Origin of the sequence: Blastochloris viridis (genome assembly GCF_001402875.1) — a bacterium.
GTDB lineage: Bacteria > Pseudomonadota > Alphaproteobacteria > Rhizobiales > Xanthobacteraceae > Blastochloris > Blastochloris viridis.
Genome location: NZ_CP012946.1, coordinates 1,012,490 through 1,034,478, shown reverse-complemented (window position 1 = coordinate 1,034,478; position 21,989 = coordinate 1,012,490). Strand labels below are relative to the sequence as shown.

Genomic DNA, 21,989 nt, shown 5'->3' with positions numbered 1-21,989 from the left:
TCCGGTTCTATCCTGCCTGCGGTCCCGGCTCGGCGCCGGCTGTTGCACAGCCCGCGCCGTCCGGGACGACGTGCCTGCGATCACCGCCCGCCGCCGTCGGGTCGCCGACCCGGAACCACAGCGCCGCGAACGCCGGCAGGAACATCAGCGTCAGCACCGTCGCCATGGTGAGCCCGCCGATCATCGCCGTCGCCATCGGCCCCCAGAACACGTTGGTGGCGAGCGGCATGAACGCCAGCACCGCGGCCAGCGCCGTCAGCACCACCGGCCGGGCGCGCCGCACCGTCGCCTCCAAGATCGCCTCGCTCATGCTGGAGCCGCTCGCCAGATCCTGGTCGATCTGGTCGACCAGGATCAGCGTGTTGCGCATGATCATGCCACCCAGCGCGATGACGCCGAGAATGGCGACGAAGCCGAACGGCTGCTGCGCAATCAGGAGCGCGCCCACCGCGCCGATCAGCCCGAGCGGGAAGGTCGCGAACACCAGCACGGCGCGCGAGAAGCTCTGCACCTGGATCATGATCAGCACCAGCATGGCGACGACCATCAGCGGAAACACCGCGAACAGCGCGCCATTGGCGCGCGCGCTCTCCTCATACGCCCCGCCGGCCTCGATGCGCACGCCGACCGGCAGCGGCTTCATCTCCTTCGGCAGCCGCGTCAGGAGGTCGGCGGTGACGTCCGGCCCCTGCACGCCATGGATGACGTCGGCGCGCACGGTGAGCACCATTTCGCGGTTGCGCTTCCAAATGATGGGGTCCTCGGCGCCATAAACCACCCGCGCCACCTGGCTGACGGGAATGGCGCGGCCGTCGCGCGAGGCCACCACCAGATCGTCGAGATGGTCGAGCTTGAGGCGCTCCTCCGGTGCCGCCCGCACCATAACCGCCACCTGCCGGGTGCCCTCGCGCACCTCGGTGGTCTCATAGCCCGACAGCAGCATCTGCAGCGCCAGCGCCACATCGCGGGTGTCGAGCCCGAGCAGCCGCGCCCGCTCCTGGTCGACCTGGAGTTCGACGGTCTTGGCGCGCTCGCCCCAATCGAGTTCGACGTCGCGGGTGCGGCGGTCGGCCCGCATCACCCGCCGCAGGTCCTCGGCGGTGCGGCGGATATCGCCAAGGTCGGTGCCGGAGACGCGGAACTGCACCGGATAGCCGACCGGCGGCCCCATTTCGAGCCGGCTGACGCGCAGCTTGGCCGCGCCCTCCTCGCGCCCGCCATAGGCAAGAAGCTTGTCGTGGACGCGCTCGCGCGCCGCCCCGCCCTTGGTCTGAACCAGCACCAGCGCATAGTTCGGGTTGGGCAGCGTCGGGTTGAAGGCAAGGAAGAACCGCGGTGCCCCGGCGCCGATATAGCTGGTGTACCAGGCGACATCGGCATCGTCGGCCAGCATCGCCTCGATCTTGCGTGCCTCGGCATCGGCCAGCGCGAACGAGGCGCCCTCCGGCCCACGCAGTTCGACCAACAGCTCCGGCCGGGTCGACGACGGGAAGAACTGTTGCGGCACCAGCTTCAGGCCGACGCTGGCGCCGACGAGCAGCAGAAAGGTCGCCGCCACCACCGCCCGCTTGTGGCGCATGGCAAAGCGCACGCCGCCGCGCAGCCGCTGGTAGGCCGGGGTCTGGTAGATGGCGTGCTCGTCGTGGCCAAACGCCTTGGCCTTCGCCTCCAGCGATTTCGGCAACAGGTGCATGCCGAGGAACGGCGTGAAGATCACCGCCACGAACCACGAGATGATCAGCGCAATGGTGACGACGTGGAAGATGCCACCGGCATATTCGCCGGTGGAGGACGCCGCCAGGCCGACCGGCAGGAAGCCCGCCGCCGTCACCAGCGTGCCGAACAGCATCGGAAACGCCGTCGACTCCCAGGCGAACGTCGCCGCCTTGGTGCGCTCCCAGCCCTGCTCGATCTTCACCACCATCATCTCGATGGCGATAATGGCATCGTCGACCAGAAGCCCGAGCGACAGGATCAACGCACCGAGCGACACCCGCTGCAGATCGATGCCGAACACGAGCATCGCGGTGAAGGTACCGGCCAGCGTCAGCGGCACCGCCAGCGCCACCACCACCCCGGTGCGCAGGCCCAGCGAGGCGAACGACACGACCAGCACGATCGACACCGCCACCACGAACTTGAACACGAATTCCGAGATCGCCTCCTCGACCACCTCGGCCTGATTGGTGACTTGGCTAAGCTCGAAGCCAACCGGCAGTTCGCGGCGCAGCTCGGCCTCGGCCGCGGCAAGATGCTCGCCGAGCGCGATGACGTTGGCACCGTGCCTCATCGCCACCGCCAGCGCCAACGCGCGCTCGCGGTCCTTGCGAATCCGAAAGCTCGGCGGATCCTCCAGCCCGGCCGAGACCTCGGCGATGTCGCCGAGCCGCAGCGACCGCCCGCTCGCCGCCGCCGGCACCGCCTTCACCGCGTCGACGCCTGCCAGCGCGCCGGTGACGCGAATGGTGACGCGCTCGCTGGCGGTGTCGTACGAGCCGGCCGGCACCACCGCGTTCTGGCGCGACAACGCATCGATGATCGTCTGCGGCGTCAGCCCGAGCTGGGCCAGCTTGGCGTTGGAGATGTCGACGAAGATGCGGCGCGCCTGCTCGCCGAGCAGTTCGACCTTCTCGACGTCGGGAACGCGCAACAGCCCCATCCGCACCCGCTCGGCGGCGGTGACGAGGTCGGCCTCCTTGGCCTCGGGCGCGGTGAGGGTGAACACCGCGATATAGACGTCGGAATATTCGTCGTTGAAGGACGGGCCGACCACGCCCGAGGGCAGATCGCCCTTGATGTCGCCGACCTTCTTGCGGACCTGGTACCACAACTCGCCAACGTCGCGCGGCGGCGCGGCGTCCTTCAGCACCACCTGCAGCGCGACGAAGCCGGGGCGGGTGTAGGTCTTGACGTAATCGAGCCAGGGCAGCGTCTGCAGCCGCCGCTCGATCGGGTCGGCGACCTGGCGGTTCATCTCGTCGGCGGTGGCGCCCGGCCACACCGCGGTGACCACCATCACCTTGACGGTGAAGCTGGGGTCCTCGTTGCGGCCGAGCTTGGTGTAGGACCACGCGCCGGACAGCGCGAGCACGATGATGAGAAACAGCACCAGCGCCTGATGCCGCACCGCCCAGGCCGACAGATTGAAGCGGGACATTCGAGTAACAACTCCAATCCGGACGAGCGGCTCATCTGTGTTCTTTCCCTCTCCCCTTGCGGGAGAGGGAAGGCGCGCGCGGCGCGTTTGCGCATCTCAATGCAGCTCGGAGAGGCGGATCGGCATGGTGGCGTCGAGGCGATGGACGCCGAGCACCACCACCTTGTCGCCGTCGTTGAGTTCGCCGCGCACCGCGGCGCGCTCGGAGCCGAGCCGCACGATGTCGACGCGTCGCTCGATCAGCCGGCTGGCCGCGTCGTCGGCGACCCAAACCATCGCCTGATCGCCGCGCCACCACACCGCGGTGGCGGGGATCTGCGCAACCTCGGCAATCGCCTTCGGCGCCAGCGTCACCTGCGCGGTGATGCCGAGCGGCAGATCGCTGGCACCGTCGAGAATGAAGCGGGCGAGGAAGGTGCGCGTCACCGCGTCGGCCTCCGGCGACAATTCGCGCAGCTTTGCCGTCACGGTGCGGCCGGGCATCGCCCAGAACGTCACCTTGGCCTCGCCGGAGCCGAGCGCCGGCAGCCGGCTTTCCGGCACCGCAACCACCGCCTCGCGCGCTTCGCCGGTGGCAAGCGTCAGCACGGCGCGGCCTTCGGCCACCACCTGGCCCGGCTCGGCCGCCACGCTCATCACCACGCCGTCGGCCTCGGCGACCAGCTCGGTGTAGGCCAGCTTGTTGGCGGCGATCTCGCGCTGGCTTTTCGCCGCGTCGAGCCGCTCGCGCGCGGCGCGGGCAGTGGATACCGCCTGATCGTTGGCGGCCTGCGAGGAATGGCCCTTGGCGGTCAGCTCGCGGGTGCGGGACTCTTGCGCCGTGGCCCGTTCCGTCTCGGCCTCGGCCGAGCGCACATCGGCCTCGGCGGCGCGTAGCGCCAGCCGGTAGTCGTCCGCCTCAAGCCGCGCCAGCGTCTGGCCGGCCTTGACCCGCGCGCCGGGATCGACCAGCCGGGCCGCGATCTTGCCGCCCACCCGGAATGCCATCGGGATCTCGTAACGGGCGCGGACGGTGCCGGTGAGGGTGAGCGAGGAGGCAAGCGCCGTCAGCCGAACGGTCTCGACCCGCACCGTGCGCGGCTCGTCGGCAGCGTGCTTGGCCTTGCCGTCGGTGCAGGCGGCCACGGCAAGCGACAGCGCCAATACCAGCCAAGGACCGGAACGCGGCGAAGCCAAGGTGGCGAGCATTGGGGGATCTCCATCGGAGCCCGGCAGCATAAATGATGAGTGACGATTGTCAATAAACGTCATAGGTCATATATAACGCTGGCCGGTCGCGGTTCCAGGCGGCAGCCTGCCGGCAAGGCGTTGACGACCGCCCAACGGGACCGCAAAAAGGAAACCAGGAGGCAGGTCGTGGGCCAATTGGACGCGCAATGTGGTGAGGATCGCGTCGCGCCGCTGCGCTCGGGCGCCGACACGCCGGAGGCGCGCGATACCCGCGCCCGCATCGTCGAGACCGCCGAGCGGCTGTTCCGGCTCTACGGCTACCAGAAGACCACGGTGTCCGACATCGCCCGCGAGCTTGGCATGTCGCCGGCCAACGTCTACCGCTTCTTCCCCTCCAAGGGCGCCATCAACGAGGAGGTGGCGACGAGCCTGGTCCATCGCCTGCTCGGTATCGCCCGGCAGGTGGCGGCAGGCCCCGAGCCGGCGACCGCGCGGCTGGTCCACATGGTGCGTACCGTCCACATCCAGAGCTGCGCCCTGTTCCTCGACGACCGCAAGCTGCACGACATGGTGGCGGTGTCGATGGATGAGAACTGGGGCGTGGTGCACTATTACATTGAGGCGTTCGCCGCCATCGTCGCCGACATCCTCGCCGCTGGCGCCGCTACCGGCGAGTTCGCCCCCGACGCCACCCGGTTCGCCAAGCCAGCGTTCGGCGCGTTCGCAGCGTTCTTCCACCCGCAGCTCATCGAACAATGCCTGCGCAACCGCGAGGACAACGACCTCGAACAGACGCTGCAGCTGGTGGTGCGCGGCCTCGGCGGCGACCCGGCGCGCATTCCGGCGGGGTGAGCCAGCTTCGTCGTCCCGGGCAAGCGGCGAAAAGCCGCGCGAGCCGGCATCGTAGACAACAAGACGCGCCAACTCGCCTGACGATCCCGGCTCTCACGATGCTCGGCCGGGATGACGCAGAGATCTCTACTCCATCACCGCCGCTTTCAGGATGCACACCATGGTGGCGTGGGCCGGCGCGGGGCCAAGATTGCGCACGATGTGGCGGCGGTCGCAGCGGTAGCGCAGCGTCTCGCCGGGGCCGGCGCGCTCGATGATGTCGCCGGCTTCGACCTCGAGGGTGCCAGAGATCACCGACAGGCACTCCACCGAGCCGCGCTGGTGGCCGTCGGATTCCAGCAGTCCGCCTGGTTCGGCGACGAGGTCGTACCACTGCAGCCATTCGACCGTCTTGATCCAGCCGATGATGGCGAGCCGCACCCTGCCGTCCTCGGACACCAGAAGCGGCGTGTCGCCGCGGCTCAGCTTCTCGATAAAGGGATGGTCCTCGGACGAGGCCAGGAAGCGCTCGATCGAAACGTCGAGCGCCTGGCTGAGCCGCCAGATGGTGGCCAGCGTCGGATTGGTCTCGTTGCGCTCGATCTGGCTGATGATCGACTTGGCGACGCCGGACTGCTCGGCGAGGTCCGACAGCGACAGATTGTAGGCTTTGCGCAGCCGCTGGACGGTCTTGCCGAGCTGGCCGGTGAGTTGCTGTGCGCCCTCGTCGAGCCCCGCTCGGAAAGCACCCCGTCCCGGCATGTCGCCTCCCCTCGGCCCGCGCCCCAAGCCTGACCACAGGACTAGCCGGCCCTCCGCCGCGGTGCAACCGACAGCCGCGCGTGGCCGCCGGCGGCGCCGGTAACCGGCCGGACGGCGGCATCATCATCGCTCACGCCGGCCTCACGTATCTGTTATCCCCCGGCATGATCTAAGCGGAATTCGGGTCGTAATAACCAGTAGAAGCACGCCGACACTGGCGACTTCGCCCGCCACAGCTCCAGCTTAGGCAAAAAATTTCCCCTGTGGCTCGGCAACACCGAACGAAGTTACGTCAACGCTTCAAACAGGAGATCTCCGATGTTCAAGCTTCCCCCGACGTCCTTCAGCGAAAAAGCTGCCGTAGGCCTTTCGGCCGCCATTCTGTTCGTTCCATTCTTCTGGATGTAACGAACGAAAATCTCAGCGACCGTCACCGTCGGATCTCGTCGCCATACCCGGCACAATGCCGGGATCGGGCGATGACTGAACCACCAACAAAGACGGCCCTTCCCCCGCGACCAACAGGAGACGTCACAATGTCCGATATCCTCTCCACCACCGAAAAGGTGATGATCGCCGCCGCCGGCGCCGTGCTGGTGGTGCCGTTCTTCCTGACCTGACCAAGATGGGCGGCGCGATCCGCGTCGCCCATCACGCGTCCGGCCGAGTTGCGGCAGCGCCAGGCGGCGTCTCGCCCGGTTACCACCACGCATGGAAATGATGGGTCGGCCCCCGGCCCTCGCCGACCTTCAGCCGCACCGACGCCGCGATGGCCTTGGCGACGTAATCCTTGGCCGCGGCGGTGGCCGGCTCCAGCGCCAGCCCCTTGGCCAACCCGGCGGCGAGTGCAGACGACAGCGTGCAGCCGGTGCCGTGAGTATTGGGCGTGTCGAGCCGCGGCGACGCCAGCCGGTCGACGCGCCCCGGCTGGATCAGCAGGTCGACCGCCTCCGGCCCGGCGAAATGCCCCCCCTTGATCAGCACCGCCCGCGGCCCGAGCTTGAGGATCGCCTCGCCCTGCGCGCGCATCTCCGCTTCGTCCCGCGCCACCGCGGCATCGAGCAGCGCGGCGGCCTCGTGCAGATTGGGCGTCGCCACCAGCGCCCGCGGCATCAGCAGCCGCGTCAGGGCGGCGATGGCATCCGGCGTGATCAGCCGGTCGCCAGACGTCGCCACCATCACTGGATCGAGCACCACGTTTTGGGCCTGCCAGCGGTCGAGGCCCGCCGCCACCGCGGCAATGGTCTCCGGCCGCGACAGCATGCCGATCTTTACCGCGCCGACCCGGAGATCGGCGAACACGCTGTCGATCTGCGCCGTCACGAACGCCGGCGGCACGTCGAAAATGCCCTGGACGCCGAGGGTGTTCTGGGCGGTGAGCGCGGCGATGACGCTGGCGCCATAGACACCGAGCGCCGAGAACGTCTTCAGATCCGCCTGGATGCCGGCGCCGCCGCCGGAATCCGACCCCGCGATGGTGACGGCAATCGCGGTCATGGCGCCGTCTCACGCGCCCGGTCGACCGCGCGGCGCACCGCCGCCGCAGCGGCGGCCGGGTCGGACGCCTTGGCGATGGCCGAGATCAGCGCGACGCCGTCGGCGCCGGCCGCGATCACCGACCCGGCGTTGGCGGCATCGATGCCGGCAATCGCCGCAATCGGCAAAGCGGCTTTGCGCGCCCGAAGCTCGGCGATGCGGGCCGCAAGGCCACCCAGCCCGAGCGGCGGATCGGGATTGGTCTTCGATAGCGTCGCGAACACTCCGCCGACCGCGACATAATCGACCGCGCCGAGCGGCACCGCCGCAACATGCGCGGCGCTCTTCACGGTCTGGCCGATGATGGCGCGCGGCCCGAGCAGCCGCCGCGCCAGCGCCGGCTCGATGTCGTCCTGGCCGAGGTGGACGCCGTCAGCGCCGGCGGCCGCGGCGATGTCGACGCGATCGTTGACCAGCAGCGGCACCCCCATCGGCGCCAGCGCCGCCTTCAGCGCCGCCGCCAGCGCAATGGTGCGGCGGATCGCGCCGCCCTTGTCGCGCAGCTGGATCACGGTGGCACCGCCGCTTGCCGCGGCGCGCGCCAGCGCCACCGGGTCAAAGCCGAAGGTCTGGTCGGGATCGATCAGGACGTAAAGGGACAGGTCGAGTTTCATGACACCACGTCGAGCGGACCGTCGAGCTTGGCGTGGACGCCGAGCGTGTGACGGTCGAGCAGATAGACCGCGTCGATCAAGCGCGGCACCAGGGTGCCGGGACCGCGCGCGCCGGTCGCGGCGACCTCGCCGGCGACGCCGAGTGCGAGTAGGCCCGCCGCCGTCGCCAGGAACGGGTCGTCTTCGACCGCGAGGCAGGCGGCGATCAGCGCGGTGCCGGCGCAGCCCACCGCGGTCGCCCGCGCCATCAGCGGATGGCCGCTGGCGATCATAAGCCGCTTGGCGCCGTCGGTGACGAGGTCGGTGGCCCCGGTGACGGCGAGCACCGTCATGTTGTCGAGCGCAAAGCGGTCGCACACCGCCGGCGTCGGGTCGCGGTCGGTCAGCGCCGCGATCTCGGCCTGGTTGGCGCGCACCACCTCGGGCTCACGCGCCGCCAGCACGCGGGCGAAGGCAACGCGCGCCTCCGAGCGATCGCACAGCACCGGGTCGAGCACCCAGGGGGTGCGGTCCTCGTCGGCCTCGTCGAGCGCAATCTCCACCGCCTCGCGACGGTTGGCGTCGAAGGTGCCGAGATTGATCAGCAGCGCATCCGCGCTGGCGACGAAGCTGGCGACCTCATCCGGCGAGATCGTCAGCGACGGCACCGCCCCCACCGCCAGCAGCATGTTGGCGGTCAGCACCTGGGCGGCGACGTTGGTGATGCAGTGGACGCGCGGCGCGTGCGCCCGCACGCGGTCGAGAATGTCGGCGGTGGCGCCGACCAGCGCCGTGCCATGGACGTTGCTGGCCGCGGTCATGCGCCCATCCTCGCGCGGCCAGTCGCGCACGCCACCCCGCGGCCTGTTGTGGATTCCATCCCGATTTCCTCCGCCGGCATGACCCGGTTCAGGTTCGACGGGTTGGCCGGCGGACGAACCTCCGGCCTCTCAGTCCGGCGGGTTCCGGCCGGCCGCTGCGCGGCCCCGGCCCCTTCATCCACCCAAAACCCTTGCACGAAAACCGGACTTTTGGCGGAGGGAGCGCAAAACCCGGCGAGCAAGGCCGGATTTCACATCGATCGACACCCCGACGAGATGTGGCGCCCACCATAGAGGGTTTCCGCCACCGTGAAAACCGCTATTGCGCCAGAAACCTCAGCAAAACAACAGCCTAGCGCCCGGCCGCGCCATCCGGCCCCGCGGTGCCCGGCCGGGTCCACCGGCGCGCCATGCCGCTTGCGCGGGCGGGCGGGCTGTGGTGCTGTGCCGCCATCTGCCTTCGGGCCTTGCTTGTCGTTTTCGGGCCTCGCTGGAGCCGCCGATGATCCCGTTCTTCGTCCAGATCAAATGCCACCTCGGCAAGGCCTATGAGGTGGCGAACATCCTCGCCGACGCCGAAATCGCCTCGGAGATCTATTCCACCGCCGGCGACTACGACCTGCTGGTGAAGTTCTACGTCCCCGTTGCCACCGACATCGGCCACTTCGTGAACGAGAAGGTGCAGTTGATTCCCGGCATCCAGGACACCAAGACCATCATCACCTTCAAGGCGTTCACCGGGGCTTGAGTCGGGTCTTGCACCCGAGGCCCTGAAGGCTGACCTTTTTCGGCCTCATGGTGAGGAGGCGGCAAAAGCAGCCGTCTCGAACCATGGGGAAGGCCTCAGCTCTCGGGTGCCAACAGCATTCTCCGCAAAAGCAAGAACCGGTTTTGCGACAGACCCGAACGGCCGCGTCAGCGAAAAAGCGATGAAACAAAGACCTGGCGCGGCCGCCTGACTCAGCAAGGTCGGCGGGCGCTCTCGTCATTCCGCCGGGGTGGCCTCGCGCTCCCGCGTGCGCCGCAGGCCGAGGCGGCGCTCGCGCCAGATCACCGCCAGCCCGGCGCCGACCACCACCAGCGAGCCGACCAGCACCATCGGCCCCGGCACCTCGTGGAACGCCACCAAGCCGAGCGCCAGCGCCCACACGATCGCCGTGTAGTCGAACGGCGCCAGCAGCGAGGCGTCGGCATATCGATAGCTCTGCGTCATCAGGATCTGCGCCACCCCGCCCAGCACACCGATGGCGATCAGCAGGAGGGTGGTCGCTCCATCCGGCATCACCCAGCCGAACGGCGCGGTGGCGAGCGCCAGCACCGTCGAGTAGACCGAGAAATAAAACACGATGGCGCCGGTGGTCTCGGTCTGGGTCAGCCGGCGGATCTGCACGATGGCGGCCGCCGACAGCACCGCGCCGATCAGCGAGGCCGCCGCCCCGATCGCCGCCGTGCTGGTGAGGTCCTCACCGAACCGCGGCCACAGGATGATCACCACCCCGACCATGCCGACCACCACCGCGCTCCAGCGGAACGCCCGCACCTGCTCCTTCAGGAACAGCGCGGCAAACGCCACCGCGATCAACGGCATGGCGAAGCCGATGGCGGTGGCTTCCGCCAGCGGCAGCAACGCAAGGCCGGTGAACATGAAGAACATCGCCAGGATGCCGGTGAAGCTGCGGAAGAAATGGCCGAGCGGGTTCGCGGTCCGCACCGCGCTGGCGAGCTGCCGCTCATAGCCGAGCCACAACAGCAGCGGCACCAGATTGAAGAAGGCGCGGAAGCACACCACCTCGCCGGCCGGCACCGCGGTGCCGATGTGGCGGATCAGCGCCGACATGGCGCTGAAGCACAGCACCGCCAGAAGCTTGAACAGCACGCCTTTGAAAAGCAGGGACATCGGCCGTCGGCAGGCTGGAAGGAATTTTACAACAGCACGAATGCCGCACCGCCGACATGGCGGTAACCGCGGAGCAGCGATGCGAACCGGCCGCGGCACGCCGCCGCGCGCCGGGCCGCAACGCCGCGGCGCAAACACCTCGTTCCGCCACCCGTCGAACCGGGCGGCGGAACGTCGAGGCTCATTCCACTGGCGTCGCCGCCGCGCGTGCACGCGCCCGCCGCTCGCCGAAGCCGGCGATCCAGCGGCACACCACGTAGAACACCGGCGTGAAGATCAGGCCGAACACGGTGACGCCGATCATGCCGGAGAACACCGCGGTGCCGAGCGCGCGCCTGAGCTCGGCGCCGGCACCGGTGGCCCAGGCCAGCGGCACCACGCCGAGGATGAAGGCGAGCGAGGTCATGAGGATCGGGCGCAGCCGCAGCCGCGCCGCCTCCATCGCCGCGGCGAAGCGGTCGCGGCCGTCGTCCTCGAGCTGCTTGGCGAACTCCACGATCAGGATGGCGTTCTTCGACGCCAAGGCGATCAGCACCACGAAACCGACCTGTGTCAGGATGTTGTTATCCATCCCGCGCAACAGGATGCCGGTGATCGAGGCGACCAGACACATCGGCACGATCAAAATCACCGCCAGCGGCAGCGTCAGACTCTCGTACTGCGCCGCCAGCACCAGGAACACGAACACCACGCCGAGCACGAAGGCGAAGGTGGCGGTGTCGCCGGCGCGCTGCTGCTGGAAGGCGATGCCGGTCCACTCGAAACCCATGCCCGGCGGCAGGATCTCGGCGGCCAGATTTTCCATGATCGTCATCGCCTGGCCCTGCGAGGTGCCGGGCATGACGTCGCCGTCGATCTCCGCCGCCGGATAGATGTTGTATCGCGGCATGCGGTAGGGACCGGATATGTCGCGCACCGTGGTGAAGGAGCCGAACGGCACCATCTCGCCGGTCTTGTTGCGTACCCTCAGGTTCATCACGTCGCTCGGCTCGAGCCGGTAGGGCGCATCGGCCTGCGCCTGCACCCGGAAGGTGCGGCCGAACAGGTTGAAGTCATTGACGTAGGACGAGCCGATATAGATCTGCAGCGCATTGAAGGCGTCGCCGAGATTGACGCCGAGCAGCTGCGCCTTGGTGCGGTCGATGTCGAGATAGAGCTGCGGCGTCGCGGTCTCGAACAGCGAATAGACCTGCTTCAGCCCCGGCGTCTGCGCCGCCTTGCCCATCATCGCATAGACCGCGCCCTGCAGCGCCTGCGGCCCCAGCCCGCTGCGATCCTCGATCATCATGCGATAGCCGCCGGCGTTGCCGATGCCGTCGACAGGCGGCGGCAGCGCCACAATCATGAACGCGTCCTGAACCACCGCGAAGCGGGCGAACAACGCGCCCTGGATCGCCGCGGCGGTCTTGGCGGGGTCGCCTTTGCGGACGTCGAACGGCTCCAGGATCACGAACATGGCGCCGGCATTGGGCGCGTTGGTGAAGGTCGCGCCCGAGAAACCGACGATGTTGACGACATGGGCGACGCCCGGCGTCTGCAACACCATGTCGGCGGCCCGCCGCATCACCTCGTCAGTGCGGCTGATGGCGGCGCCCGGCGGCAACTGCGAGGCGACGATCAAATAGCCGCGGTCCTGCTGCGGGATGAAGCCCTTCGGCGTGTCGTTGAAGAAGTCCAGGCCGAGCGCGATGATGCCGACATAGACCGCCAGCATCACCACCGAGATGCGCACCACCTTGCCCACCACCCAGCTGTAGCCGCGGGCGAGGCCGTTGAAGCCGAAATTGAAGCCGCGGAAGAAGGCGTGGACCGGTTTCTCCCACCACTTGTCGCGGTGGCGCGGATCGTGCGGCTTGAGCAGCAGCGCGCACATCGCCGGCGACAGCGTGAGCGAGATGATCAGCGAGATCACCGTGGCGCTGGCGATAGTGAGCGCGAACTGGCGGTAGAACTGGCCCGAGATGCCGGCGATGAACATCGAGGGCACGAACACCGCGCACAGCACCAGCGCGATGGCGATCAGCGCGGCGCCGACCTCGTCCATGGTCTTGCGCGCCGCTGCGTGCGGCTCCAGTCCGTCGGCGATGTTGCGCTCGACGTTCTCCACCACCACGATGGCGTCGTCGACCACGATGCCGATGGCGAGCACCAGGCCGAACAGCGACAAATTGTTGAGCGAGAACCCGGCCGCACCCATCACGAAGAAGGTGCCGATCAGCGAGATCGGAATGGCCAGGATCGGGATCATTGCTGCCCGCCAGGTCTGCAGGAACAAGATCACCACCAGCACCACGAGCACCACCGCCTCCAGCATGGTCTCGAGCACGGCGTTGACCGATTCCGAGATGAACTGGGTGGGGTTGTAGATAATGGAGTACTTGATGCCCGGCGGGAACGACTTCGCCAGCTCATCCATCGTGCTGATGATGGCCTTGCCGGCCGACAGCGCGTTGGAGCCGGGCCGCTGGAACACGCCGAGCGCCACCGACGGATTGCGATCGAGATAGGAGGTCGAGGTGTAGTCCTGCGCCGTCAACTCCACCCGCGCCACGTCCTTGATGCGGACGATGGCGTTCTCGGTCTGCTTGACCACGATGTTGCCGAACTGCTCGGGCTCGGACAGTCGGCCCAGCGTCTGCACCGCGACCTGGAACGCGAGCTGGTTCGGCACCGGCGGCTGGTTGAGCACACCCGAGGCGACCTGGATGTTCTGCGCCAGCAGCGCCTGGGTGACATCGGTCGCGGTCAGGTTCAGCGATTGCAGCCGATAGGGATCGAGCCACACCTGCATCGCGTAGTCGCGGCTGCCGAACACCGTGATCGAGCCGACGCCGTCGACGCGCGACAGCACGTCCTTGATCTGGATGTTGGCGAAGTTGGAGATGAACAGCGTATCGCGCGATTGATCGGGCGAGTACAGGTTCACCACCATCAGGATGTTGGGCGAACTCTTGGCGACGGTGACGCCGATCTGCTGCACCTGGCTCGGCAGGCGCGGCGTCGCGATAGCGACGCGGTTCTGCACCTGCACCTGGGCAATGTCGAGGTTGACGCCGATTTCGAACGTCACCGAAATCGTGAAGCGGCCGTCGGCGGTGGAGTTGGAGGAGATGTAGAGCATCCCCTCCACGCCGTTGATCTGCTGCTCGATCGGCGCCACCACGGTGGCCGCCACCGTCTCCGAGCTCGCGCCCGGAAACTGGCCGGTGACGTTGATCACCGGCGGCGCGATCTCCGGATACTGCGCCACCGGCAGGCGGAGGAACGTGACGCTGCCGAGGATGATGAAAACGATGGAAACGACCGACGCGAAGATCGGCCGGTCGATGAAGAAATGGGACAATCGCATCGGGGCGGAGCCTTGCTGTCGCTGTCTTACTTGGCCGGCGCCGCGGCGGCCGGACCGGGCGGCGCCCCTTGCGGCTGCGGGGTGACCTTCATCATCGGACGGATGCGGGCGACGCCGTTGACCACCACGCGGTCGTCCGGCGACAGCCCTTCCTTGATCACGCGGAGCCCGTCGACCAGTTGGCCGAGCACGACGTATTTCGGCTTGGCGACGTTGTCGGCATCGACGACGTAGACGAACTTGCGCACCTGCTCGCTGCCGATCGCGGTGTCGGGCACCAGCAACGCCTCGGCCGGCGCCGCGCCCGGCACCTGGAGGCGGGCGAACAGGCCCGGCGTGAACAGGCCGTTGGCGTTGGAGAACTCGGCGCGGCCGCGGATGGTGCCCGAGCCCTTGTCGAGCACGTTGTCGATGAAGTCCATCCGGCCCTGGTGGCCGAAGGTCTTCTCGTCGATCAGCCGCAGCATCACCGTCGCGGCGGCGTCGCCGCCGCCGCTGGAGACGCTGCTGGCGCCCTGCTTGGCCAGCCGCTCGTAGCGGATGAACGACGCCTCGTCGAAGGTGAACTCGAAGCGGATCGGGTCGATCGAAACGATGGTGCCGAGCAGCGTGGTAGTGCCGCCGGTGCCGCCGGTAACCAGGTTGCCGGGCGACACCCGGCGGTCGCCGATGCGGCCGGAGATCGGCGCGTGCAGCTCGGTGAAGCTGAGGTCGAGTTCGGCCTGCCGCACCGCCGCCTCCTGGGCGGCGACATTGGCCTCGGCGACCTTCTTGGCCTGCGTGCGCTGGTCGAAGGTCTGCTCGGTGATGGTCTTTTCGCGCACCAGCTGCTGGGCGCGCCCCAGATCGCTTTCGGTGTAGGCCAGATTGGCCTTGGCCTGCGCCAGATTGGCTTTGGCCTGCTCCAGCGTGGTCACGAACGGCCGCCGGTCGATCGAGAACAGCAGGTCGCCCTGCTTGACGAGCTGGCCGTCCTTGAAGTGCACGGCATCGAGATAGCCCGACACCCGCGCCCGGATTTCAACGGAATCGACCGCGACGAAACGCCCGACATATTCGTCGGTTTCGGTGACCACCTTCTTCACCGGCGGTGCCACCGTGACGGCGGGCGCCGGCGGCGCAGCTTGCTGCTTCTGGCCCTGCCCGCAGCCGGCGAGCGGCCCAAACGCAACGAGAGCCAAAACGACGATGCCGATGCGGCGTGCGCCGGCGCCTCTGATCTGCATGTGGTTCCCCTGCTGCCGCCAACCCATACCCGGCACGCGTGACCGGGCGGCTTTACTCCGGACGGCTTTGAGGCTTCCCTATGACATTGGATCGCGGCAACGATCAAATGCGATATTTGCCGGCGATTCCATCAACGGCTGGAATGGTTGCCGCCAGAAGACCGCCGTTCGTCCAGTCGGCGCGCGCAGCAAACCTCTTTCACGTTACCATCGTACGGCCAGCCATGCGGTTAGGCGGGACCGGTCCCGCCATCACCCTTTCGTGAAACAACCGCCGCCGCGCCGAGCAGGCTGCGCAGCCGACCGCGCCCGAGCAGCCCCACCACCATGCCGACATAGACCACAACGCCGAGAACGCCGAGAACGGCCAGCGCGGTTTCCTCGCGCAGCGGCAGCGCGGTCGTGGCGGCCCGCACTGGTCCCTCGGCCAGCACCAGCACCAGCGCCAGCGCCGCGGTGGCGGCACCAAGCTTGGCGATGGTCGCGACCATGGCGCGGTCGAACGCAAGATAGCCGCGCCGCGCCGCCAGCACCGCCAGCAGGCCGACATTGATCCAGGCACCGGCCGCGGTGCCAAGCGCGAGACCGACCTGGGCCAGCGGCGCCATCAGCGCCACTTTCAGCGCGACGTTGACGCCGACCCCGGCGAACGCCGCCACCATCGGCGTGGTGGTGTCGCGCCGGGCGTGGAACGGCGCCACGAACGCCCGCAGCACCACGAACGGCAGCAGGCCGATGGCATAGGCCGCCAGCGTCTGCCCGGCCGCCACCGCGTCGGCGCTGGTGAAGGCGCCGCGGGCGAACAGCGCCTGCATCACCAGGTCTGGAATGGTGAGGAACACCGCCAGGCACGGCAGCGCCAGCAGCAAGGTGATGAGGATGACGCGGTTCTGCGCCGCCTTCGCGCCCGCCTCGTCCCCCGCCGCCAGCCGCCGCGACATTTCCGGCAACAGCACGGTGCCGGCGGCGATGCCGATCACCCCGATCGGCAGTTGCTGCAGGCGGTCGGCGAAATAGAGCGCCGACAGCGCCCCCGCCGGTAACAGCGACGCGATGATGGTATCGGCGAACAGCGCGATCTGGGTGCCCATCGAGCCAACGGTGGCCGGCCCCAGCGCCTTGAAGAACCGCGCCACCGCCCCGCCGAACCGCGGCCGGCGGAACGGCGGCAGGATGCCGGAGCGGCGGGCATCCGCCATCAACAGCGCGAGCTCGGCGATGCCGGCGACGAACACGCCCCAGGCGGCGGCATAGGCCGGCGCGAGCGAAGCCCCGGTGCCCCCCTGGGCCGCACCGGGGACGATCGCGACCCACGCCAGCGCCAGCACGATGGCGACGTTGAGCAGGATCGGCGCCCCGGCGGCGGCGGCGAAACGCTTGTGGGCGTTGAGCATGCCGCCCAGCAGCGTCACCACCGACACGAACACCAGATAGGGAAAGGTGATGCGGGTCAGCGCCACCGCGAGGTCGAAGCGAACGGGGTCGTTGGCAAAGCCCGGCGCCAGGAGATCGATCGCCTGCGGCGTGAACACCATCGCCACTGCGGTCAGCACCCCGGTGGCAAGCACCAGCAAGGTGAGGATGCGGCCGGCGAACGCACGCGCCTCCGCCTCGCCGTCCTCCTCGCGAGCGCGGGCATAGGCCGGCACGAAGGCGGCATTGAAGGCGCCCTCGGCGAAGATGGCGCGGAAATGGTTGGGTAGCCGCAACGCGACCAGGAAGGCGTCGTTGAGCGGCCCGGCGCCGAGCACCGCCGCCAGCACCACGTCGCGAACGAAGCCGGTTGCGCGCGACAGCAGCGTGAAGCCGCCGACGGAGAGGATGCCCTTCAGCATGATCTGAGCTTAAGTGAGGAGATCGAAGGCACCAAGCACCCTGTACCGGCGGGGTCCCGCACAGGGTGAGGCACGCCGGCATCGGCCAAGAAACGACTCATTCGGTTTCCGGCTGATCGCCTCGTGACAGCCACGTTCGGGAGCCGCCCTTCTTTCTCCCTCGCTCGGGCACGCTCTCCCACAAAAAGCGCCGGCGTCAGCCCAGCGCCCGGCGCACCGCCTCGATGATGCGGCCTTGGGTCGCCTGGTCGAGATAGCCGTGCATCGGCAGCGAGATCACCTCGTCGACCAGCCGCTCGGTCACCGCGAGCCCGCCGTCCGACACCGGGAAATGCTGGTAGGCCTGCTGCTGGTGCAGTGCCTTGGGATAATAAACCGCGGTCGGGATGCCCTCGGCGGCAAGATCGGCGGCAAGCTTGGCACGCCGGCCGGGCCGAAGGCGGATGGTGTATTGCGCCCACACCGAGGCGAGGCCGTCCGGCACCTGCGGCACGATGGCGACGTCGGCCAGCGCCGCAGTGTAGGCCGCGGCGGCGCGGTCGCGCGCGGCGATCTCTTCCTTGAAAACCTTGAGTTTTTCGATCAGAACGGCGGCCTGGATGGTGTCGAGCCGGCCGGTCATGCCGAGGCGGATATTGTCGTATTTGTCCGTCCCCATGCCGTGGACGCGCAGCGAGCGCAGCACCTCGATCAACTGGTCGTCGTCGGTGAGCACTGCGCCGCCGTCGCCGTAGCAGCCGAGCGGCTTGGCCGGGAAGAAACTGGTGGCGGTGGCAACGCCAAAGGTGCCGACGCTGCGGCCGCGATAGCTCGCGCCGAAGCTCTGGGCCGCGTCCGACAGCACCGGCAGGCCGTGTCGCTCGGCCACCGGCAGGATCTCGTCATAGTCGGCCGGCAGGCCGAACAGGTCGACCGGGATCACCAGCGCCGGCCGCAAGCCCAGCCGCGTGGCGGTGGCGATGCCGCGCTCCAGCCCCGCCGCGCTCATGTTGAAGGTGCCGGCGATCACGTCGACGAACACCGGAGTGGCGCCGACCAGCGCCACCACCTCGGCGGTGGCGCAGAAGGTGAAGGACGGACAGAACACCGCGTCGCCGGGCTTGATGCCCTTGGCCAGCAGCACCAGCGTCAAGGCGTCGGTGCCCGAGGAGCAGGTCAAGGCGTGCTTGGCGCCGCAGAACGCCGCAAGCTGGCTTTCCAGCTCGCGCACCTCCGGCCCGAGGATGAACTGGCCGTGCTCGAGCACCCGCGCCACGGCGGCGTCGACGGTGCCTCCCAGCCGGCTGCGCTGGGCCTTGAGGTCGATGAACGGAATCGGGGGGGAAGCGGTCATGTCGTGTCCGGTTGGTGGACTTAAGGCCATCCGCCGGTCCAAACGAACGAGGCGGATGGCCTTGAGTTTTTGAATTTGCGCACTTTCCTCCGCAAGACCGGTTCCCACTCTTGCGGAAAATGCTCTAGCGAACCTTGCGGGCCTTCGCCGCGGCGAAATCCTCCACCGCGGCGCCGACGGCGGCGCGTTCGGCGAGACAGCGCATCGCGATGTCGAGGCTGATGACGCCCTCCTCGCCGGTTACCGCCGGCGCGGTGCCGGAAACCAGCGAGGTGAGGAAGCTGGTGAGTTCCACCCGCAGCGGCTCGGTGTGGCCGACCGGCAGATGGCGCATCGAATAGCTGCCGTCGGGCCGGAAGCCGGAGCACTCGGTCACCTGCCGGGTGATCAGATCGCCGATGACATACTTGTCGCGGGTTGCAACGTGAATGTGCCGCGCCTTGAACGGCGTCAGCCAGTTGGTGTTGATGTGGGCGAGCACGCCGGAGGCGGTGCGGAACTGCAGAAGGGCGATGTCCTCGCGCTCGGCCACCGCGCTCTTGAACTGCGGCTGCACCTCGACGATGTCCGACTCGGTGAACCAGCGGATCAGGTCGATGTCGTGCACGGCAAGGTCCGTCACCACGCCGACGCTCGACATCCGCGGCGGAAACGGGCCGACCCGGGTGATCGCGATCGACAGGATATCCTCGCCGCGAATGGCCTCCTTGACCGCCAGCACCGCTGGATTGAAGCGCTCCACGTGGCCAACCATCAAGGTGACCCCGGCAGCGCGGGCGCGCTGAACCAGATCGCGCCCCTCCTCAGGGTTGGACGCGATCGGCTTCTCCACCAGAACATGCACGCCGCGGGCGATCGCGGTCGACGCCAGTTCGTGATGAAGGTGAGTCGGTCCGGCAATCACCACCGCCTGACAGTCGAGATCGAGCAAATCCTCGATGCTCGCAACCGCCTTCGTATCCAAGGTGGCGGCAATCGGATCGACCACCGCGGGGTCCGGGTCGGCGATGCCGACCAGTTCGGCGAGCGCAACTTCCGACAGCACCCGCGCATGGTTGCGGCCCATGACGCCACAGCCGACCACACCCACTCGCACCCGCGCCCCGTCCGGACGCAACGTCTCTGACGCCATCACTCCCTCGACTTTGGGATTTGTTCATCCCTGTCGGCATCTAACACGCTCTCCGGCGCGGCGCGATAGCCGATCGCCTTTGTCACAGCTTCGTCTCATCACGAGACGTTACAGTCTGTGTCCGGACAGTCTGCGGCCGGTTTCAAGCGTATCCGATCGCCGACGCCGTAGCGGCATCCAGCCTGCCGCCAGCAATCCGGGACGCGACGTCGATGGTATTGTCCGCAACACCTGGCGGCAGGCAAAGAGTGACGTGAAATGGTTTATCGGCAACTCGGTAACGATTTCTTCGGCGCCTGATTCGAAAATCATCCGCCGAATTTGACTGATCGCGACACCGTGGTGTGCCATGCCCTCATCCCAGCCCGCCGACGCGACGTCGCTGCTCGCCGACATCGACGAGGTACTGACCCGCAGCCCGCACGCCCACCGTATCGACGCCCTCCGCCGCGTCACCGACCTGTTCGTGCGCACCGAGCCGACCCTGACCGGGCAGCAGGCCGAGCTGTTCGACGCGGTGTTCCAGCGGCTGGTCGACGACATTGAGGCGGCGGCGCGCATCGAGCTGTCGGAGCGCATCGCCCCACTGCCGCAGGCCCCGCACGGCGTGGTGCGCGGGCTCGCCCTCGACCCCGAGATCAAGGTGGCCGAGCCGGTGCTGCGGCACGCCAGGGTGCTGCGCGACGACGACCTGATCTCGGTCGCCGAGACCCACGGCAACGGCCACATGCTGGCGATCGCCCGCCGCGACCAACTCGCGATTGCGGTAACCGACGTTCTGGTCGAGCGCGGCGACCGCGAGGTGGTCCGCACCGCCGCCGCCAACGACGGCGCGACGTTCTCCCGCGCCGGCTTCCACCGCCTGATCGACCGCTCCAAGGGCGATGCCGAGTTGCAGGAGACCCTCGGCACCCGGCCCGACCTGCCGGGTGACTGTTATCCGGCGCTGCTCGCCCAGGCCAGCGAGACGGTGATTCGCAAGCTGTCGGCGACGCGGGTGTTCCACGATGCCGGCCACGTCCGCCGCGTCACCCACGACGCCGCCGACCGTCTCGCCGCGGCGCTGATCGACGGCGCCGACGATCTGGCGAACGCGATGGCGGAACTACAAGCGATGCGGGACCGCGGCCAGCTCGACGAGCGCCTCATCCGCGATTTCGCCCGCCGCCGCCAGTTCGCCTACGTGCTCGCCGGCATCAGCCTCCTTTGCGACCTCGGCCTCGCCTTCACCAAGCGGTTGTTGACCCTGAACACACTCGACCCGCTGGTGGTGGTGGCCAAGGCCAACGGCCTCGGCTGGCTGACGCTGCGCGACATTTTGCAAGCCGACGACGCGCGCAGCGCCAACGAGGCCGCGATCGCTCAGGCGTTCGACGCCTACTCCAAGATGTCGCGGGAAACCGCCCGCCGCATCATCCGGTTCTGGCAGGAGCGCGACCCGGCGATGCGGCCGCCGGCGGCCTAAGAGCCTCGTCGGCGGCTACGGCGAGGCAGATAGGCCCCGGACAGGGACGACCAGCACGGCGCGGACAACAACGTCACTCCGCCGCCGAGCGCCGTCGGGTGTCGAGGCTGAGGCCCGCCGCCGCGGTGTCCTTGACGAAGGCTTTGACCCCGTCCAGCGACAGCTGCTCGGCCGTGCCGCCAAGGCCCGACAGCTTCTTCAGGATATCGGCCGGGGCGGTGATGATGTGGCAGCCGATGCGGTCGGCCTCGATCACGTTCCACACCTCGCGGGTCGAGGCCCAGATCACCTCGATATTGTCGGTGCCGCGCGCCAGCCCCACCGCGTAACGCATGGTCGGCATGTAATCGATGCCGCAGTCGGCGAGGCGGCCGGCGAACACCGAGACGTAGGCCGGCGCGCCGCCGCGCAGGGCTTCGGAGGCGTGGGTCACCTGGTCGTCGGCGAAGATGACGGTGAAATTGATCTTGATGCCCTCGTGCGAAAGCTTGTGCACGAGGTCGTAGAGCGGCTCGCCGCGCGAGGTCGTCACCGGCAGCTTGACGTAGACGTTCGGCCCCCAGCTCGCGATCAGCCGCGCCTGCTCTTCCATCTCGGCGATATCGTCGGAAATCACCTCGAACGAGATCGAGCGGTCCGGCACCGCCTGCAGCAGATCCCGCGCATAACCCTCATAGTCGGTCACCCCGGCCTTGCGCAGCAGCGACGGGTTGGTGGTGAAGCCAGCGATGAACGGAAGCTTGGCCATGTCCACGATCTGCGCCTTTTCGGCGCCGTCGGTGAACAGCTTCACCTTGAGGTCGGCAAGCGTCGTCACGGCGGGCGTGGTCCCGGCAGGCGTCGTCATGGGCGTGTCCTCCGTTGGCTCGCGGCGGGCATTAA

At 68.4% G+C, this 21,989-nt stretch carries 17 protein-coding genes; 4 read left to right on the top strand and 13 right to left on the bottom strand.

The window, feature by feature from the left end; genetic code table 11:
- Nucleotides 1-7: 7 nt before the first annotated feature.
- The gene (locus tag BVIR_RS04620) at nucleotides 8-3,157 is read right to left on the bottom strand and encodes an efflux RND transporter permease subunit (RefSeq protein ID WP_082416702.1); all 3,150 of its coding nucleotides are present in this window, start codon (nucleotides 3,155-3,157) and stop codon (nucleotides 8-10) included.
- 96 nt (nucleotides 3,158-3,253) lie between these two features.
- Nucleotides 3,254-4,345 (bottom strand): efflux RND transporter periplasmic adaptor subunit, encoded by a 1,092-nt coding sequence (locus tag BVIR_RS04615; RefSeq protein WP_055036639.1) that lies wholly within the window; start codon nucleotides 4,343-4,345, stop codon nucleotides 3,254-3,256.
- A gap of 168 nt (nucleotides 4,346-4,513) precedes the next feature.
- Here BVIR_RS04615 and BVIR_RS04610 point away from each other — a divergent pair, with 168 nt between their 5' ends.
- Nucleotides 4,514-5,179: a TetR/AcrR family transcriptional regulator gene (locus tag BVIR_RS04610; RefSeq protein ID WP_169788581.1), complete on the top strand. Its 666-nt coding sequence runs from the start codon at nucleotides 4,514-4,516 to the stop codon at nucleotides 5,177-5,179.
- A gap of 126 nt (nucleotides 5,180-5,305) precedes the next feature.
- Here BVIR_RS04610 and BVIR_RS04605 read toward each other — a convergent pair whose 3' ends face one another.
- The gene (locus tag BVIR_RS04605) at nucleotides 5,306-5,920 is read right to left on the bottom strand and encodes a helix-turn-helix domain-containing protein (RefSeq protein ID WP_055036637.1); all 615 of its coding nucleotides are present in this window, start codon (nucleotides 5,918-5,920) and stop codon (nucleotides 5,306-5,308) included.
- Between the two features lie 479 nt (nucleotides 5,921-6,399).
- On the opposite strand from BVIR_RS04605, the gene BVIR_RS16660 reads away from it, so the two are divergent.
- Entirely contained in the window at nucleotides 6,400-6,540 is a 141-nt protein-coding gene (locus BVIR_RS16660; RefSeq protein WP_156331024.1) for a hypothetical protein, read from the top strand.
- 79 nt (nucleotides 6,541-6,619) lie between these two features.
- Here the strand turns inward: BVIR_RS16660 and thiD are convergent, their stop codons facing one another.
- The 3 genes from thiD to thiM are packed head-to-tail and all read right to left on the bottom strand — an operon-like array spanning nucleotide 6,620 to nucleotide 8,870.
- The gene (gene thiD / locus BVIR_RS04600) at nucleotides 6,620-7,417 is read right to left on the bottom strand and encodes a bifunctional hydroxymethylpyrimidine kinase/phosphomethylpyrimidine kinase (protein WP_055036636.1); all 798 of its coding nucleotides are present in this window, start codon (nucleotides 7,415-7,417) and stop codon (nucleotides 6,620-6,622) included.
- Entirely contained in the window at nucleotides 7,414-8,070 is a 657-nt protein-coding gene (gene thiE, locus BVIR_RS04595; protein ID WP_055036635.1) for a thiamine phosphate synthase, read from the bottom strand. The genes thiD and thiE overlap by 4 nt, the downstream gene beginning before the upstream one ends.
- On the bottom strand, nucleotides 8,067-8,870 hold the full coding sequence (thiM, locus tag BVIR_RS04590; RefSeq protein ID WP_055038682.1) for a hydroxyethylthiazole kinase: 804 nt from the start codon (nucleotides 8,868-8,870) through the stop codon (nucleotides 8,067-8,069). The genes thiE and thiM overlap by 4 nt, the downstream gene beginning before the upstream one ends.
- A 502-nt stretch (nucleotides 8,871-9,372) precedes the next feature.
- Here thiM and BVIR_RS04585 point away from each other — a divergent pair.
- Nucleotides 9,373-9,618 carry an Lrp/AsnC ligand binding domain-containing protein gene (locus BVIR_RS04585; RefSeq protein ID WP_055036634.1) on the top strand — a complete coding sequence of 82 codons (246 nt, stop codon included), beginning with the start codon at nucleotides 9,373-9,375 and terminating at the stop codon, nucleotides 9,616-9,618.
- Nucleotides 9,619-9,855: 237 nt separating this feature from the next.
- Here the strand turns inward: BVIR_RS04585 and BVIR_RS04580 are convergent, their stop codons facing one another.
- From BVIR_RS04580 to BVIR_RS04555, 6 genes are all read right to left on the bottom strand, one after another.
- Nucleotides 9,856-10,767 (bottom strand): DMT family transporter, encoded by a 912-nt coding sequence (locus BVIR_RS04580; protein WP_055036633.1) that lies wholly within the window; start codon nucleotides 10,765-10,767, stop codon nucleotides 9,856-9,858.
- Between the two features lie 181 nt (nucleotides 10,768-10,948).
- Nucleotides 10,949-14,116, bottom strand: coding sequence for an efflux RND transporter permease subunit (locus BVIR_RS04575; RefSeq protein WP_055036632.1), 3,168 nt, complete (start codon nucleotides 14,114-14,116; stop codon nucleotides 10,949-10,951).
- A gap of 26 nt (nucleotides 14,117-14,142) precedes the next feature.
- Nucleotides 14,143-15,342, bottom strand: coding sequence for an efflux RND transporter periplasmic adaptor subunit (locus BVIR_RS04570; protein WP_082416696.1), 1,200 nt, complete (start codon nucleotides 15,340-15,342; stop codon nucleotides 14,143-14,145).
- 230 nt (nucleotides 15,343-15,572) lie between these two features.
- A complete protein-coding gene (gene murJ / locus BVIR_RS04565; RefSeq protein ID WP_055036631.1) occupies nucleotides 15,573-17,177 on the bottom strand; it encodes a murein biosynthesis integral membrane protein MurJ in 1,605 nt (534 codons plus the stop codon).
- A 196-nt stretch (nucleotides 17,178-17,373) separates the two neighbouring features.
- Nucleotides 17,374-18,510, bottom strand: coding sequence for a DegT/DnrJ/EryC1/StrS family aminotransferase (locus tag BVIR_RS04560; protein WP_055036630.1), 1,137 nt, complete (start codon nucleotides 18,508-18,510; stop codon nucleotides 17,374-17,376).
- A 124-nt stretch (nucleotides 18,511-18,634) separates the two neighbouring features.
- Nucleotides 18,635-19,642 (bottom strand): Gfo/Idh/MocA family protein, encoded by a 1,008-nt coding sequence (locus tag BVIR_RS04555; protein WP_055036629.1) that lies wholly within the window; start codon nucleotides 19,640-19,642, stop codon nucleotides 18,635-18,637.
- Nucleotides 19,643-19,991: 349 nt separating this feature from the next.
- On the opposite strand from BVIR_RS04555, the gene BVIR_RS04550 reads away from it, so the two are divergent.
- The gene (locus BVIR_RS04550; RefSeq protein WP_055036628.1) at nucleotides 19,992-21,107 is read left to right on the top strand and encodes a DUF2336 domain-containing protein; all 1,116 of its coding nucleotides are present in this window, start codon (nucleotides 19,992-19,994) and stop codon (nucleotides 21,105-21,107) included.
- 73 nt (nucleotides 21,108-21,180) lie between these two features.
- Here the strand turns inward: BVIR_RS04550 and BVIR_RS04545 are convergent, their stop codons facing one another.
- A complete protein-coding gene (locus tag BVIR_RS04545) occupies nucleotides 21,181-21,954 on the bottom strand; it encodes a transaldolase (protein WP_055036627.1) in 774 nt (257 codons plus the stop codon).
- Between the last annotated feature and the right edge of the window lie 35 nt (nucleotides 21,955-21,989).